This window comes from Antarctobacter albus (assembly GCF_900101505.1).
GTDB lineage: Bacteria > Pseudomonadota > Alphaproteobacteria > Rhodobacterales > Rhodobacteraceae > Antarctobacter > Antarctobacter albus.
In genome coordinates, this window is the sequence record NZ_FMZI01000002.1 from 224,134 (window position 1) to 238,152 (window position 14,019).

The window sequence follows — 14,019 nt, forward strand, 5'->3', positions numbered from 1 at the left end:
CGGGACCACGCCGCGCCCGCCGTCCCGTCGACGGCGGGTGCCGTGTGGCATTCGCTTGCGGTGTCGCCGGTGAACAGGCCCGGCGCCTGTGCGCGGCGGCTTGACGGCCCGCGCGGGATGGGCAATGCATCCCGGATGATCCCGACAGAGCGACTCCAACAGATCAAGGAACGGCTGGAATACGTCGAGGCCCGCATGTCCGCGGGAGAGGGCGATATTGCCGCGCTGGGCCGTGAATATGCCGAACTGCGCCCCGTGGTCAGCCAGATCGCCGAATGGGAGCGGCTGGTGGCCGAGATCGCCGAGGCGGAGGCGCTGCTGGCCGATCCCGAGATGAAGGCCCTGGCCGAGGAAGAATTGCCGGACCTGCGCGCGCGCCTCCCCGAGGCCGAGCACGCGGTCCAGCTGGCGCTCTTGCCACGCGATGCGGCCGATGCGCGGCCCGCCATGCTGGAGATCCGCCCCGGCACCGGCGGTGACGAGGCGGCGCTGTTCGCGGGTGACCTGGCGCGCATGTACCAGCGCTATGCCGAGGCCAAGGGCTGGCGCTGGGAAGTGGTCGAGGAGCAGCTCTCGGAACTGGGCGGCGTGCGCGAACTGGTGGTGCGGATCGCCGGAGAGGGCGTCTTTGCCCGGCTGAAATACGAAAGCGGCGTGCATCGGGTGCAACGTGTGCCCGAGACGGAATCGGGCGGGCGCATCCATACTTCTGCCGCCACCGTTGCCGTGCTGCCCGAGGCCGAAGAGGTCGACATCCGGATCGACGCGAATGACCTGCGCATCGACACGATGCGCTCGTCCGGGGCGGGCGGCCAGCACGTCAACACCACGGATTCGGCGGTGCGCATCACCCATATCCCCACCGGCATCGTGGTCACGAGCTCGGAGAAAAGCCAGCACCGCAACCGCGAGATCGCCATGCAGGTGCTGCGCGCGCGGTTGTTCGACCAGCAGCGCCAGCAGGCCGACGCGGAACGCTCTGCCGACCGCAAGGCGCAGGTGGGCTCTGGCGACCGGTCCGAACGCATCCGAACCTACAACTTCCCGCAGGGCCGCCTGACCGACCACCGTATCGGGCTGACGCTGTACCGGCTGGAGCAGGTCATGGCCGGCGACCTGGACGAGATCGTCGATGCCTTGACCGCCCATGCCCAGGCCGCGCAACTGGCCGAGATGGAGGGCTGAGGCCTTGGCACGCGGATCCGATCTGCTGGCACGCGCCACCGCGCGACTGGTCGTGGCAGAGGTGCCGGACCCGGGGCGCGATGCCCGGCGGCTGATGGCACATGTGCTCAAGGTGCCGCCCGGGCGCTTGACGCTGTTCCTGCCGGAACCCGTCGACCCTGAACTGGAGGTGGTCTTCCTGACCCTGGTCGAACGCCGCGCCGACCGCGTGCCGGTCAGCCACCTGGTCGGGCGCCGGGCCTTCTACGGGCGCGATTTCCTGGTCACCCCCGAGGCGCTGGATCCGCGCCCCGAGACGGAAACCCTGATCGAGGTGGCCCTGACCGAACCTTTTGCCACGGTGCTGGATCTTGGCACCGGGTCTGGCTGCATCCTGCTGACGTTGCTGGCGGAACGCGAAGGCACGGTGGGCCTGGGCACTGATCTCAGCCCGCCGGCGCTGAACGTGGCCTATTGGAACCGCAACGCCCTGGGGCTGGAGGCGCGGGCGGACCTGCGTGAGGGCAGCTGGTACGAGGCGCTGACACCGGCGGACGGCGAGTTCGACCTCGTGGTGTCGAACCCGCCCTATATCGCGGTGAACGAGATGCCCTTTCTCGCCCCCGAGGTACGCGAACACGAACCGCGCCTGGCCCTCACCGACGAGGGCGACGGGCTGAGCGCCTATCGGGCCATCCTGGCGGGACTGAACGGCGTGCTGGCGCCCGGCGGGCGGCTGATCGTGGAAATCGGCGCGGCCCAGGGCATGGCGGTGTCGAAACTGTTCACGCAGGCCGGTCTGCGCGGCGTGCGGGTGATCCCGGACCTTGCGGGGCGCGACAGGGTGGTGTTGGGGACACGCAGCCCCGGATAACGACATTTTCCTGCCGAATATGACGGTTTTTCGGCATTTTGACTTGTCTCCGCGCGGGCCATATGCATATTCATGGACAGTTGATCAGTCGAATGGCCTTCGGCCAATCCCGATCAACGACAAGCCAACATGAAGGTGACCCTACCGGATTGGCGCAGGATGCGCCGTAACCTGTCACCAAGCCGTCGAAATAAGGCTGGAAACCAGACAACATGCGTTCTTCCAAATCCCGCTCGCGGAACAAGAACAACCGCAACCGCAACTCGCTGGGCAACGTCGTCAACCGTGTGTTCGACAGCAACGGCCCCGAGGGCAAGGTGCGCGGTACGCCGCAGCAGATCATAGACAAATACAATCAATTGGCCCGCGACTCCGCACTTGGCAACGACCGCGTGGCAACCGAAAACTTTCAGCAGCACGCAGAACACTACCTCCGGATGTTGGGAGAGGCGCAGCGCGAACAGGAACAGCGCCGCGAACAGCAGGAACGGGAAAACCGCGACCGCCAGGCGCAGCGCGACCGCGACCGCCAGCAGCGCGACGGGGGCGAGGCCGACAAGAGCGACCGCCCCGAGAAATCCGACAGGCCCGAGCGTACGGACAAGCCTGAAAAGGCCGACAAGCCCGCCCGCAAGGAGCGCGCGCCCCAGCAACAGCCTGAAACCGCCTCTATGGACTCCGACGTGGTCGATTTCGGTGCCGAGGACGACGGGCCCGGCCTGGTCGATACACCCGAGTCGCGTGCCGAGGCACAGCCCGAGGTAAAGACCCCGGCCAGGGAACCCGCCAAGGCGCCCGACCCCGAGAAGGCAGCCGAACCTGCCAAGGCACCGGAAGAGGCCGCCCCCGCCGAGGAGGCGCCCGCCAAGGCCGAGGAAAAGCCCAAGAAGCCGCGCGCTCCGCGCAAACCCCGCAAAAAGCCCGAGCCCAAAGCCGCAGAGGCCGATGACGCCCCCGCCGCGAGCGCCCCGGCCGAGGGCGACAGCTCGACCCCGGACGCCGCCGAGTAAGATCGGCGCCGGGGCGCTCAGCCCGCGGCGAGACTGCGGGCCAGCGCGCAGAAGGCTTCCAGCGGAACACGTTCGGCGCGTTCCGTCGGCGCGATGCCTGCTGCGGCCAGGTGATCCTCGATCTGCGGCGACAGTCCCTTCAGCGCCGCACGCAGCATCTTGCGCCGCTGGTTGAAGGCCGCAGCAACCACCCGTTCCAGCACCTTCGCATCTGCCTCGAACCGCGGCGCGGGCAGGGCGGTCAAATGCACCACGGCCGAGCTGACCTTGGGCGGCGGGGTAAAGGCCCCCGGCGGAAGAGTCAGGGCGATGCGCGCGTCGCAGCGCCATTGCGCCAACAGGGCAAGGCGGCCATAGGCCTTTGAGCCCGGCTCTGCCACGATGCGTTCGGCGACTTCCTTCTGGAACATCAGCGTGAGCGATTTCCAGGCCGGTGGCCAATCGCGCGGCGTCAGCCAGCGCACCAGCAGTTCCGTGCCGACGTTGTAGGGCAGGTTGGCGCAGATCGCATAGGGCGCGACCAGATGCGCCGAGGGGTCGATCTCCAGCGCGTCGCCCTCGATCACCTCCAGGCGCCCGGGATAGGCGGCCGCGATCTCCCCCAGCGCGGGCAGGCAGCGTGCATCCTTTTCCACCGCCAGCACCTTGCGGGCGCCCTCGGCCAGCAGGCCACGGGTCAACCCGCCGGGACCGGGGCCAACCTCCAGCACGTCGGTTTCGCTCAGGTCGCCCGCCACCCGGGCGATCCGCGCCGTCAGGTTCAGGTCTAGCAGAAAGTTCTGCCCCAGCGACTTGCGCGCCGAAAGCTGGTGCTGCGCGATCACCTCGCGCAAGGGGGGAAGGTCGTCGATCCGGCTCATGTCTTCTTTGGTTTTCCAAATACCTCGGGGGAATTGGCCGAAGGCCAAGGGGGCAGAGCCCCAATCGCCGGTCAGGCGGTGCTCAACCGTGCCGCCATGCGCAATGCCGCCAGTGTCGACGAGGGGTTGGCGAGGCCCTTGCCCGCGATGTCGAAGGCGGTGCCATGGTCGGGCGAGGTGCGCACGAAAGGCAGGCCCAGGGTGACGTTCACGCCCTCGTCGAAATCCAGTGTCTTGATCGGGATCAGCGCCTGGTCGTGGTACATGCAGATCGCCGCGTCATAGCCCGCGCGGGCGCGCTCGTGGAACATGGTGTCCCCAGGCAGGGGGCCGCGCAGGTCCATGCCCTCGGCCCGCAGGCGATCCAGGACCGGGGCGATCACTGCGGCGTCCTCCTTGCCCATGCGCCCGCCTTCGCCGGCATGGGGGTTCAGGCCGGCAACGGCGAGCCGTGGCTTGGCGATGCCGAACTGGGACACCAGCGCCGCGTGGGTGATGCGGATGCGCCGTTCCAGCAGCCCGGGCGTCAGGGCGGCGGGCACATCGGCGATGGCGATATGGATCGTCACCGGCACGACGCGCAGCCGGTCCGATGCCAGCATCATGACCACCTCGTCGGCGCCGGCCAGATGGGCCAGGAACTCGGTATGGCCGGGAAAGGCGAACCCGGCGCCCTCGGCCAGGGCCTGCTTGTGAATGGGCAACGTGCAAAGCGCAGAGGCCTTGCCGGACTGCACCAGCCGCACGCCTTCTTCGATGGCATGGATCACGCCGGCGGCATGAGCCGCCTGCGGCGTGCCCGGAACGCGCGGGCCGGGCATTGCGATCGGCCAGACCGGCAGGCCCGCGGCGCAGCGCTCCACCGCCTCGGCTGGGTCCTGCAGCACAACGTGGGGCACCTTGCCCGGCAGGTGGGCGGGGTCCCCGATCCAGAAGAACGGAAGGTCCGTGCCCAGGGCCGTCCAGGCGGCTTCGGCCAGTTCGGGGCCAATACCTGCCGGTTCGCCACAGCTCAGCGCGACGGGGCGGCTCATCTCTCGACGATGAGGGCGTCTGCGCGCAGCTGCGACAGGTAGCCGTCGGCCAGCTTGGCCAGCCGCTGGTTGCGCAGGCCCACGGTGATCTGGGTCCGGTCCACGTCTTCCTGGATCTCTGCCGAACGTCCGCAGAGCATCAGGAAAACCAGCGTCTGCCCGCCCGACCGGGTCAGCGTGGTCGAAACCTCGCCCGGGTCCAGCTTGGACAGTTCCAGGGCGATGTCGGTGGGCAGGTCGGCCACCGGCAGCGTGCCGCGTTCCAGCACCTCGGGCGGCTGTCCCTTGGCGATGCCATAAAGATCGTCGCAGCGGTCGACGCGGCCCTCGATCTCGCGCGCCTTGGCCAGGGTCTCGGCAGACCGTCCGCCGGGCATGTAGTAGGCGGCATATTCCACCGCGCTGACCTTGGCCGGGGTATAGCCGGTTTCCTGCACGTCGCGCATCTGGAACAGCGCGATGGCGCCGTCCAGCGGGATCGGGGCGGTCACTTCGCCCGGGGCAAGGCCCAGCAGCAGCGGTTGCAGCGGCGGCGGCAGCTCGGAGAGGTCACGCCAGGGCAGGCGGCCGCCGTCCTGGCGCGTGGCGGTCGCGGAATACTGGCGGGCCTCGGCGGCAAAGGCGCCAAAGCTCTTGATCTGGGAAATCCGCTCGGCGCGGGCGCGCACCGCGTCTTCCTCGCCGGGGCGGACGGGCATGATGATCTCGGAGAGCAGCACGCGCACGGTGCTGCCGGTGCCCTGCTGCGACAGGGCGCGGTCGATCTCGTCCTCGGAGACGGTGGCGCGGGCGCCGAACCGCGCCTGCACCAACTGCCGCCAGCTGAGGCCGGAGTGGACGAAGTCGCGGAAGGTCTGCTCGGCCACACCCTCGGCGCCAAGCGCGGCGACGAACTGGTCTCGGGTCATGCCGGCGCGGCCGGCGAATTCCGTCATGCCATCGAGGATTTCCTCGTCGGTCGGACGGATGCCGCTGTCGCGGGCGGCCTGCAGGCGCAGGCGGTCATCGACCAGCTGTTCGCGGGCCAGCTTGTCCAGGTCGCCCGGGGCGCTCAGGACCTGCAGCATGCGCTTGCGCTGCTGCAGTTCGTAGTTGGTGATGACGCTGTCGTTTACCTGTATCGCCGGGGCAAAGAGGTTTTGCGCGGCCAGCGGCGCCGGTGCCGTGGCAAGCGTCAGGACCGCGAGAAACGGTGCGAGCAGACGGGTCAGAACGAACATGTGCGGCGGTACTCCTTGCCACTGTTGCCGGCGCCGAACCCTGTCAGCGCGATGGTCAGATCGAAATCGGTGGACGGTTCGACAATGGAGGAAGAGGCGTAGTCCCGCGTCACCTGGAAGTCCACCTGGATGCATTCGTTGCGGTATTGCAGCCCAAGCCCGACCCGGTCAACCCGCTGGTCGGCCAGATCGTAGCGGGCCTCGCTGGAGGTGGACCAGTGACGGTTCAATTGATAGCGACCGTCGAAGGTCCATTCCGACTGTGTCTGGTCGCGATCCTCGTCCGCATCCGGGACCAGCAGCAGGTAGGAGGCCCCCAGGTCCATGCGGGTGGTCGACCAGCCGGCGCGGGCCTCGGCCTTGGAGAAACTGCCGTCATGGTCCAGCAGCCCGCGCGCCGAGAGCGTCAGACCAAGCGGATTGGAAAAGCGCCCGGCGATCAGCAGGTCTGAGGTGGTGCCGGTCAGCCCGGATGAGCGCGAGAAATCCGTATCGGCGGTTTCGCGCCAGATCCTGCCAAAGGTCAGCGCGGCGGACCATCCGTCCGGGGCCTGGTGCAGCCAGCGCACCCCGGCGGCCAGCGTCGCACCGTGTTCGCGCCGGTCGCTGGCGGGAAAGCGCGACAGGGACAGCAGGTTGGCCTCGTCGAACTCGACCCGGGTGCTTTCGTCGTTTGGGTTGCGCAGCCGTTCGCCGCCGACCCAGCCGAACTGCAGCACGGGTTCCAGCAGGGTGCGCCCGCCGGCGGGGTCCTGGCGCTGCATCGGATAGCGGAATTCCGCCGCGATGCCGGGTATGGCGCGGCTGACCTCGGCGTCCGAGGTCACGTCCTGTTCGGTCAGGTAGTGATCCACCCAAAGATGCGTCGACAGGCCGGCGCGGATTCCGCCGGGCAGGGTCCAGCGGTTGCGCCAGCTCATCTCGGCGTTAATGCGCGTCACGTCGCGGCCATCGACCTCGTCGTCGGCATCGGGGCCGTCGGTATCGTTCTTCGACTGCCGCAGGTGGCCGTGGGTTTCGGCGGCCAGGCGGAGCTCTCCGCCGACGAGCCCGGGAAAGAACCGGCGTTCCAGCCGGTAGTCCGCGATAAAGCGCGGCTGGGTCGAATTGCTCTCGAAGTCGCGCAGCGTCTGGTAGTTCCGGACACTGGTCTGCATGAAGCTGTCGTAGGTGATCCGGGACAGCGAAAGGTCGCTGGCCAACCTGTCCTTGTCGTCCAGCCCGTAGTCGTAGAGATAGGAATCGTCCGAGATCGACTTGAGGTTGAACGACAGCTTGTAGTCCCGCGGGAGGCGGAAATTGCCGTTGGCAAAGAGGTATCCGCGCGGACCGTCATCCATCAGAGTGTCGGACGTCAGCCCGCCCAGCAGCGTCAGCTGGCCGCTGCGGTAGGCCCGCCGATAGCGGAATTCCAGCGTCCGCGTCTTGGGCGACAGGTAGGGGGTCAGGGTAAGGTCCTGATGACGCCCGATCGGAATGAAGTAGGGCGTCTTGATGCCAAGGCCGAGGCGCGAGCTGCTGTGGATCGTCGGGATCAGGAAGCCGCGGGCGCGCTCCAGCGTCGGGTCGGGCAGGCGCAGCCGGGGAAAGTAGAAGACCGGCACGTCCAGCACGCGCAACTGCGCGTCGTCAAAGTACATCTGGCGTTCCAGCTGGTCATGCACGACCCGCGAGGCGCGGATCTGCCACAGCGGCACGCGGTTCTTGCCGCAGACCTGGCACGAGGTGACGGCGACGCGGCTCAGCTGGGTGAAACGGCCCTCGACCCGGCGCGCCTCGACAGAGGCCAGTTGCAGCTGCTGGTCCAGGACCATGCGCGCCCCGGACAACAAGCCGTTGCGAAAGCCCTGGTCCATTTCGGCATAGGTGGCGGTGATGACATTGCCGTCGGCGTCGATGATCCGGATCGGTCCGTCGATCACAAGCTGGTCGGTGGACTGGTCATAGACGATGCGCTGTGCCGTCAGCCGCAGCCCGTCATGAAAGGCCTCGACATTGCCGGTGGCCACGAGTCGGCTGTCCGCCTCGACATAGACGTTGTCCGCGACCAGCATCGCCGGGTCCGCCATGTCTTCGCCGTTGTCCTGGGCGCCGGCGGGCAGGGCCAGAAAGGTGAGGGCCGCAAGGAGACGGGCCAGGCATGTCAGCACGCGTGTCATCCGTCCTCCATATGCAAGACCAACCCCATTGCAAGGAGAACGGATGCAACCGGTGGCACCCAGGCAGCAACAAGTGGTGCCAGTTGACCGTTTTCCCCCATGATCTGGGCGAAACTTCGCACATAATACAGACCGAATCCAAGCAGGACCGCCGAGAGGATCGCGATTCCCGTCCGTCCGAGGCGCGTGGGCCGCATGGTGAAGGCCGCGCCGATCAGGGTCATCGCCACCAGAAACAGCGGGCGTGACAGTTCCATGTGCATCCAGACGATGTAGCGGCGCGCGGAAAAGCCCGAGGATTCAAGGCCCTGGATAAAGGCGGGCAGATCCCAGATCGCCACCGCCGAAGGTTTGCCGAACCGGTCGCGGATGCTGTCCTGGGTCAGGGTCGAGGGCAGGCGCAACTCGTCGTGCAGCTTGGCGCCGGACTCGGGGTTCAGGCCCGCGGTCAGCGGCCAGGCCTTGGCATCGTTCAGCACCCAGTAGCCATCCGACAAGTGTGCGCGATCAGCCTGAATGCGGGTCGCAGGACCGCCGCCCGGGGCATAGACCACAATCGAGACGTCAAAGAGCAGGGTCGCCTCGGCATTGGCGCGCGCGGCATGGATCACGGCCTGGCCCTCGTCGCCGCCCTGGCGCAGCCACAGACCCTCGGGGCCGATGGACAGGGCAGAGGCGCTGCCGCTCTCATAGGTCTCGCGCAGCTCCGTATAGCGTTTCGAGGTCGCCGAAACGATAGGGTTCAGCAGGCCCACCACCAGCCCGCCGATCAGCAGGGCCACCACCACCGGCGCCATGAGCGCGGTCACTCCGGACCGTCCGCTGGCCCGCGTTACCACCAGCTCCGACGAACGTGCAAGGCCTAGGAACAGCGCCACGGTCGAGAGTATCATCACCAGCGGCACGATCTCGTAGATGCCGCTGGGCAGTTTCATCAGCGTCACTTGCACCACCTGGCCAAAGCTGACGCTGTCGTCGAAACGGCGCATTTCCTCGATCAGGTCCAGGAGGCCCTGGAACAGGGCGAAGATCCCGAAGACCGTCAGGAACATCCAGAGGTAGCGCCGGGCAAAGTAGAAATGCAGGGTCATGCGGCGGCCTCCTGGCTGGGCGCGCGCCTGCGCCTTGGCCGGTAGGTCCGCGATGCCTGCCATAGCAGGACCCAGACGACGGACAGCCCGATGACACTGGGCAGGTAGACCAGCGGCCAGATCGTGTGATCTGCGCGCACCGGGTCCGTCACCAGGCTTTCGACCAGTTTGACCAGCACCAGAAGGCCGATGGCAAAGACGATCTGCCGGGTCACGCCAAAGCGCGAATACCCACCCACCATCAGCGCCGCGTAGCCGATCAGCGGCGCAACCATGACTAGCAGCGCCAACTGGAACCGCAGGTGGCCTTCCTCGACCGCCTCTCCGGGCGTGTCGCGGGCCTCTTCGGCCGCGGCGATCGGCTGGGTGATCAGCTCCCAGGTGGGCATGTAGTTCAGGCGCCGGCTGTTCGGTCGCCCGGCGATCACCAGTTCCGAGACGTCATAGACCAGGTCGCTGAAATTCGTGGTCGAAAGGCGGCGGCTTTCCAGGTTCATCGTCTGGGCCATGCCCGACAGCATGACCAGCTTTGGCCCTTCCTCGTCGTTGATCAGGTAGGCCTGTTCCGAGGTGTAGGTCACGTCGCGCCCGGGCGTGCGACGGTCGGACAGGACGACATCGCGCAATTCGCCCTGTTCCGTGATGTCGCGGATGTAGAAGGTCACGCCATCCACCGGGTGCAGGAAGACGCCGTCGCGCAGCAGGCGCGCGCTGACCGATCCCGACAGCGCCTTTTCGCGGATGCGCAACTGTTCCAGCGATTTCGGCACCAGAAGATGCGTCAGCACCGACATCATCAGCGCCACGATGATCCCGAAGATCAGCACCGGCCGGGCCAGCCGCCAGGGGGAATAGCCGGTTGCCTGCACCACAGTCAGCTCGCTGTCGGAACTCAGCCGGTTGGTGACATAGACCGCCGCCGCGAAACTGGCCAAGGGCAGAACCTGGGCGATCACCGCCGGCAGCGACAGGGCGGTGAACTCCATCACCACGCGCACCGAATGGCCGTCGGAAATCAACTGGTCAAAGACCGCAACAGCCTTGTTCACCCAGTACACAGCCACAAGGACTAGGGCGAAAAAGCCGAACACCACCATCAGTTGCGACAGGACATATCTGTCGAATCTCTGCAAAGGCTTGGTCCCCCCAGACCCGTCCAATGGCGGCACGCTACCCCATCGCGCGGAATTGGGAAAGGTGGCTCTGGTCAACCGGGGCGGGCGGCGTTACCTCTCGTGGGCGGAACTCAGCTCAGGAGAAAACGACCCATGACCGATCTGCGCGCGATCAGCTTTGCCGAAGTGGCCCTGGACGGGCTTGAGCAGGCGGAGGGCCGTCTTGCCGTCCTCGTCACGCCCGAGGGCACGCTCAGCCCCGGCGCGCGGCGCCTGAACCGCCTGACCAAGGGGGCCCTGGGGCGCGCGGTCGAAAGCGAGGCCTGGGGCAAGCTCTCTGCCGGCGAGGCGTTGAGCCTGGCCTGGCCCGCGGGTCTGTCCGCCGAAGGAGTCGAGATCGTCAAGCTGGCCCGCCGCCCCTCGGTGGCGGAGGCGCGCAAGGCCGGGGCCACGATGGCCAGGGCCGCAGGCAAGTCGGCGCTGACCGTCCTGGTCGAGGTGACGCGCCTGCCCGAAGAAATCGCGCTGGGCCTGGCGCTGCGCGGCTACGCCTTCACCGCGCGCAAATCCGAACCCGCCGAGGTGCCCGCCGCCGCGGTCATCATGGTCAAGGCCCCCGAAGAGGCCGAGGCCGCCCATGCCGCCGCCCGCGCCGTGGCCGAGGGCATCGCCTTTACACGCGACCTGGTCTCGGAACCGGCCAACGTGCTGACCACCATCGAATTCGCCGCCCGGCTGGAGGCCCTGCGCGAGATCGGGCTGGAGGTCGAGGTGCTGGAGGAAGACCAGCTTGAAAAGCTGGGGATGGGGGCACTGCTGGGGGTCGGCATGGGGTCGGCCATGCCCTCCAAGGTCGTGACCATGCGCTGGAAAGGGGCCGAGGGCGCGCCGCTGGCCCTGATCGGCAAGGGTGTCGTCTTCGACACCGGCGGCATCAGCCTCAAGCCCGCGCAGGGCATGGAGGATATGACGATGGACATGGGCGGCGCGGGCACCGTCTCGGGCGTGATGAAAACGCTGGCCCTGCGCAAGGCCAAGGCGCATGTGGTCGGCATGGTCGGCCTGGTCGAGAACATGCCCTCGCACATGGCACAGCGCCCCGGCGACATCGTCACCTCGATGAAGGGAGACACGATCGAGGTCATCAACACCGATGCCGAGGGCCGGCTGGTGCTGGCGGACGTGATGTGGCACGCGCAGGAGGCGGAAAAACCCGCCGCGATGATCGACCTGGCCACGCTGACCGGTGCCTGCATTGTCGCGCTGGGTCACGAGAATGCCGGTGTCTTCTCCAATGACGACGGGCTGGCGGGCGATTTCCTCAAGGCCGCGCAGGCCGAGGGCGAAGGCGCCTGGCGCCTGCCGCTGGGCCAGGCCTATGACGACATGCTGAAAAGCCAGAAGGCCGACATCAAGAACGTCGGCGGCCGTCCGGCGGGCGCGATCACCGCGGCCCAGTTCCTGCAGCGCTTCGTCCAGGAGGGCACGCCCTGGATCCATCTCGACATCGCGGGCGTGGCGCAGGTCAGCAAGGACACCGACCTGTCGCCCAAGGGCGCAACCGGCTGGGGCGTGATGGCGCTGGACCGCCTGGTACGCAACCGTTTCGAGGGCTGAGGATGCGGCGCGCCGGTCGCCGTGTGGCGGGCGTGCCCCTTCTTTGGTTTGACAAATACCTCGGGGGAGTCTGCCCTTGGCAGACGGGGGCGGCGCCCCCATCCCCCGGCCCGCAACCCGGAGCACCCGCATGGGAGAGGCGTTCTTCTACCACCTGACCCGCCGCCCGCTGGAGGCGGTTCTGCCGGACCTGCTGGAGAAATCCCTGGCCCGGGGCTGGCGTGTTTCCGTGCGCGGCACGCAGGCACAAAGGATGGACTGGCTGGATCAGAAGCTCTGGTTGGGTCCGGAAGAGGGGTTCCTGCCGCATGGGCTGGCCGGTGGCCCGCATGACGCGGATCAGCCGGTGCTGCTGACGCTGGATGCAAAATCCGCCAATGACCCCGGCTGCCTGATGTGCATCGATGGCGCCGAGGTGGCGCCGGAGGAGGTCACGGCCCTGGACCGGGTCTGTGTTCTTTTCGACGGCCACGACGGGGCCGCTTTGCAGCGCGCGCGCGACCAGTGGCGCAGCCTGACCGGCGCGGGCTGCAAGGCGCAGTACTGGTCCGAGGAATCCGGCCGTTGGGAAAAGAAGGCCGAGAGCTGAGCGTGATCAGCGCTGCAGGACCAGCTTGCCGCCGGTGATCTGCAGGCTGGCGAAGCGGTCGAGATAGCTCATCCCCAAGAGTGAATTCTGCATCTCGCCGCCGTTCACGTAGGCTGGCACGCGGGTGTCGGTGAAGGGGCCGATGGCAACCTCGTCCAGTGTCACGCGCGCCGTGCGGACCACGCCGTTTGCGGTCATGGCCTCGGTCAGGAAATGCAGGTTCTGGTCGTCGATGCCCGCGCGCCGCGCCGCGTCGCGTGTCAGCACCATCGAGGTGGCGCCGGTATCGACGACGAAACGCACCGGTGCGCCGTTCACCTGCAGGTTGACGTAGTAATGTCCGTCGGGCGCGCGCGGCAGTTCGATCCGCCCCTCGCTGGCAGTGACCATCTGTTGCGGCTGCACGGTCTGGCGAATGTCCTGCCAGAGGCCATAGATCGCAACGACGCCGACAAAGATAAGCGCCCATGCGGCCATGTATTGCAGCGACTTGTTCAGGTTGTTCCGGTTCTGCACAAAGAACCAGCCCGCGATCACGCTGCTCAGCAGCACGAGGTAGATGAGATTGCCGATCTGGTCGCCCGACATGGCTGGCCTCCGATGGTCTGCCCCTGAAAGATAGGCATTCCGCGCCCGAGGTACAGGGTCAGACCGGGGCGAGCCCGAAATTGCGCAGCCCGTCCAGCACGAATTGCACCGACAGCGCGGCCAGAAGCATTCCCAGCAGACGCGTGACCACGTTGATCCCGATCCGGCCGAGCGCGCGCTCTATCATGCCCGCGGTCAGGAACAACAGCAGCACCAACAACAGGACCGCGGCCATGACACCCAGCACACCGGCCATCGCCAGCGCATCCTCTGCCGCGCCGGCCAGCAGGATCATCGAGGCGATGGCCCCCGGACCGGCGATCAGCGGAATGGCGAGGGGAAAGACCGAAGGGTCGGGGAATTCCTCCTCGTCGGCCTTGTCCTCGCGCCGCTTGGTGCGGCGTTCGAACAACATGTCCAGTGCGGTGATGAAAAGCAGGATGCCGCCCGCGATGCGGAAGGCGGGCATGGAAATCCCGATGAAGCCCAGCACCGCCTCGCCGAAGAAGGCAAACAGCGTCAGCAGGCCAAAGGCGATGATGCAGGCCCGGTAGGCCACCGCGCGCCGGTGCCGCGCATCCGCGCCCTGCGTCAGCGCGATGAACATCGGCGTCAGCCCGATCGGGTCGATCACCACGAAGACGGTGAAGAAGGCGCTGATGAGAAAGGCAGTGTCCATGACCTTCGGGCTAGTCGCT

13 protein-coding genes are annotated in these 14,019 nt (G+C 67.4%); 5 read left to right on the forward strand and 8 right to left on the reverse strand.

Going from position 1 to position 14,019, the window contains the following annotated elements; genetic code table 11:
* Positions 1-135: 135 nt before the first annotated feature.
* The 3 genes from prfA (at position 136) to BLQ71_RS04200 (ending at position 3,048) form a co-directional block, all read left to right on the forward strand.
* The gene (gene prfA / locus BLQ71_RS04190; protein WP_043143755.1) at positions 136-1,185 is read left to right on the forward strand and encodes a peptide chain release factor 1; all 1,050 of its coding nucleotides are present in this window, start codon (positions 136-138) and stop codon (positions 1,183-1,185) included.
* Entirely contained in the window at positions 1,148-2,038 is an 891-nt protein-coding gene (prmC, locus tag BLQ71_RS04195; RefSeq protein WP_074620820.1) for a peptide chain release factor N(5)-glutamine methyltransferase, read from the forward strand. Before prfA ends, prmC begins: the two co-directional genes overlap by 38 nt.
* 212 nt (positions 2,039-2,250) lie before the next feature.
* The gene (locus BLQ71_RS04200) at positions 2,251-3,048 is read left to right on the forward strand and encodes a DUF4167 domain-containing protein (RefSeq protein WP_074620821.1); all 798 of its coding nucleotides are present in this window, start codon (positions 2,251-2,253) and stop codon (positions 3,046-3,048) included.
* Between the two features lie 17 nt (positions 3,049-3,065).
* On the opposite strand, the gene rsmA is transcribed toward BLQ71_RS04200, so the two are convergent.
* From rsmA to lptF, 6 genes are all read right to left on the reverse strand, one after another.
* On the reverse strand, positions 3,066-3,908 hold the full coding sequence (gene rsmA, locus BLQ71_RS04205) for a 16S rRNA (adenine(1518)-N(6)/adenine(1519)-N(6))-dimethyltransferase RsmA (RefSeq protein ID WP_069208831.1): 843 nt from the start codon (positions 3,906-3,908) through the stop codon (positions 3,066-3,068).
* A gap of 71 nt (positions 3,909-3,979) precedes the next feature.
* Positions 3,980-4,942 carry a 4-hydroxythreonine-4-phosphate dehydrogenase PdxA gene (pdxA, locus tag BLQ71_RS04210; protein ID WP_074620822.1) on the reverse strand — a complete coding sequence of 321 codons (963 nt, stop codon included), beginning with the start codon at positions 4,940-4,942 and terminating at the stop codon, positions 3,980-3,982.
* On the reverse strand, positions 4,939-6,162 hold the full coding sequence (locus BLQ71_RS04215; RefSeq protein ID WP_074620823.1) for a peptidylprolyl isomerase: 1,224 nt from the start codon (positions 6,160-6,162) through the stop codon (positions 4,939-4,941). Before BLQ71_RS04215 ends, pdxA begins: the two co-directional genes overlap by 4 nt.
* Positions 6,150-8,321 (reverse strand): LPS-assembly protein LptD, encoded by a 2,172-nt coding sequence (locus tag BLQ71_RS04220; protein ID WP_074620824.1) that lies wholly within the window; start codon positions 8,319-8,321, stop codon positions 6,150-6,152. The genes BLQ71_RS04215 and BLQ71_RS04220 overlap by 13 nt, the downstream gene beginning before the upstream one ends.
* Entirely contained in the window at positions 8,318-9,412 is a 1,095-nt protein-coding gene (gene lptG, locus BLQ71_RS04225) for an LPS export ABC transporter permease LptG (protein WP_043143461.1), read from the reverse strand. The genes BLQ71_RS04220 and lptG overlap by 4 nt, the downstream gene beginning before the upstream one ends.
* Positions 9,409-10,545, reverse strand: coding sequence for an LPS export ABC transporter permease LptF (gene lptF / locus BLQ71_RS04230; protein ID WP_043143463.1), 1,137 nt, complete (start codon positions 10,543-10,545; stop codon positions 9,409-9,411). Before lptF ends, lptG begins: the two co-directional genes overlap by 4 nt.
* A gap of 135 nt (positions 10,546-10,680) precedes the next feature.
* On the opposite strand from lptF, the gene BLQ71_RS04235 reads away from it, so the two are divergent.
* Complete coding sequence (locus BLQ71_RS04235) at positions 10,681-12,144, forward strand: leucyl aminopeptidase (RefSeq protein ID WP_074620825.1); 1,464 nt, start codon at positions 10,681-10,683, stop codon at positions 12,142-12,144.
* A gap of 130 nt (positions 12,145-12,274) precedes the next feature.
* Positions 12,275-12,733 (forward strand): DNA polymerase III subunit chi, encoded by a 459-nt coding sequence (locus BLQ71_RS04240; RefSeq protein WP_043143467.1) that lies wholly within the window; start codon positions 12,275-12,277, stop codon positions 12,731-12,733.
* Between the two features lie 6 nt (positions 12,734-12,739).
* Here the strand turns inward: BLQ71_RS04240 and BLQ71_RS04245 are convergent, their stop codons facing one another.
* Both BLQ71_RS04245 and BLQ71_RS04250 read right to left on the reverse strand, forming a co-directional pair.
* Positions 12,740-13,321 carry a retropepsin-like aspartic protease family protein gene (locus BLQ71_RS04245; protein WP_074620826.1) on the reverse strand — a complete coding sequence of 194 codons (582 nt, stop codon included), beginning with the start codon at positions 13,319-13,321 and terminating at the stop codon, positions 12,740-12,742.
* 58 nt (positions 13,322-13,379) lie between these two features.
* Positions 13,380-14,000, reverse strand: coding sequence for a MarC family protein (locus BLQ71_RS04250; RefSeq protein WP_043143471.1), 621 nt, complete (start codon positions 13,998-14,000; stop codon positions 13,380-13,382).
* Positions 14,001-14,019: the final 19 nt, after the last annotated feature.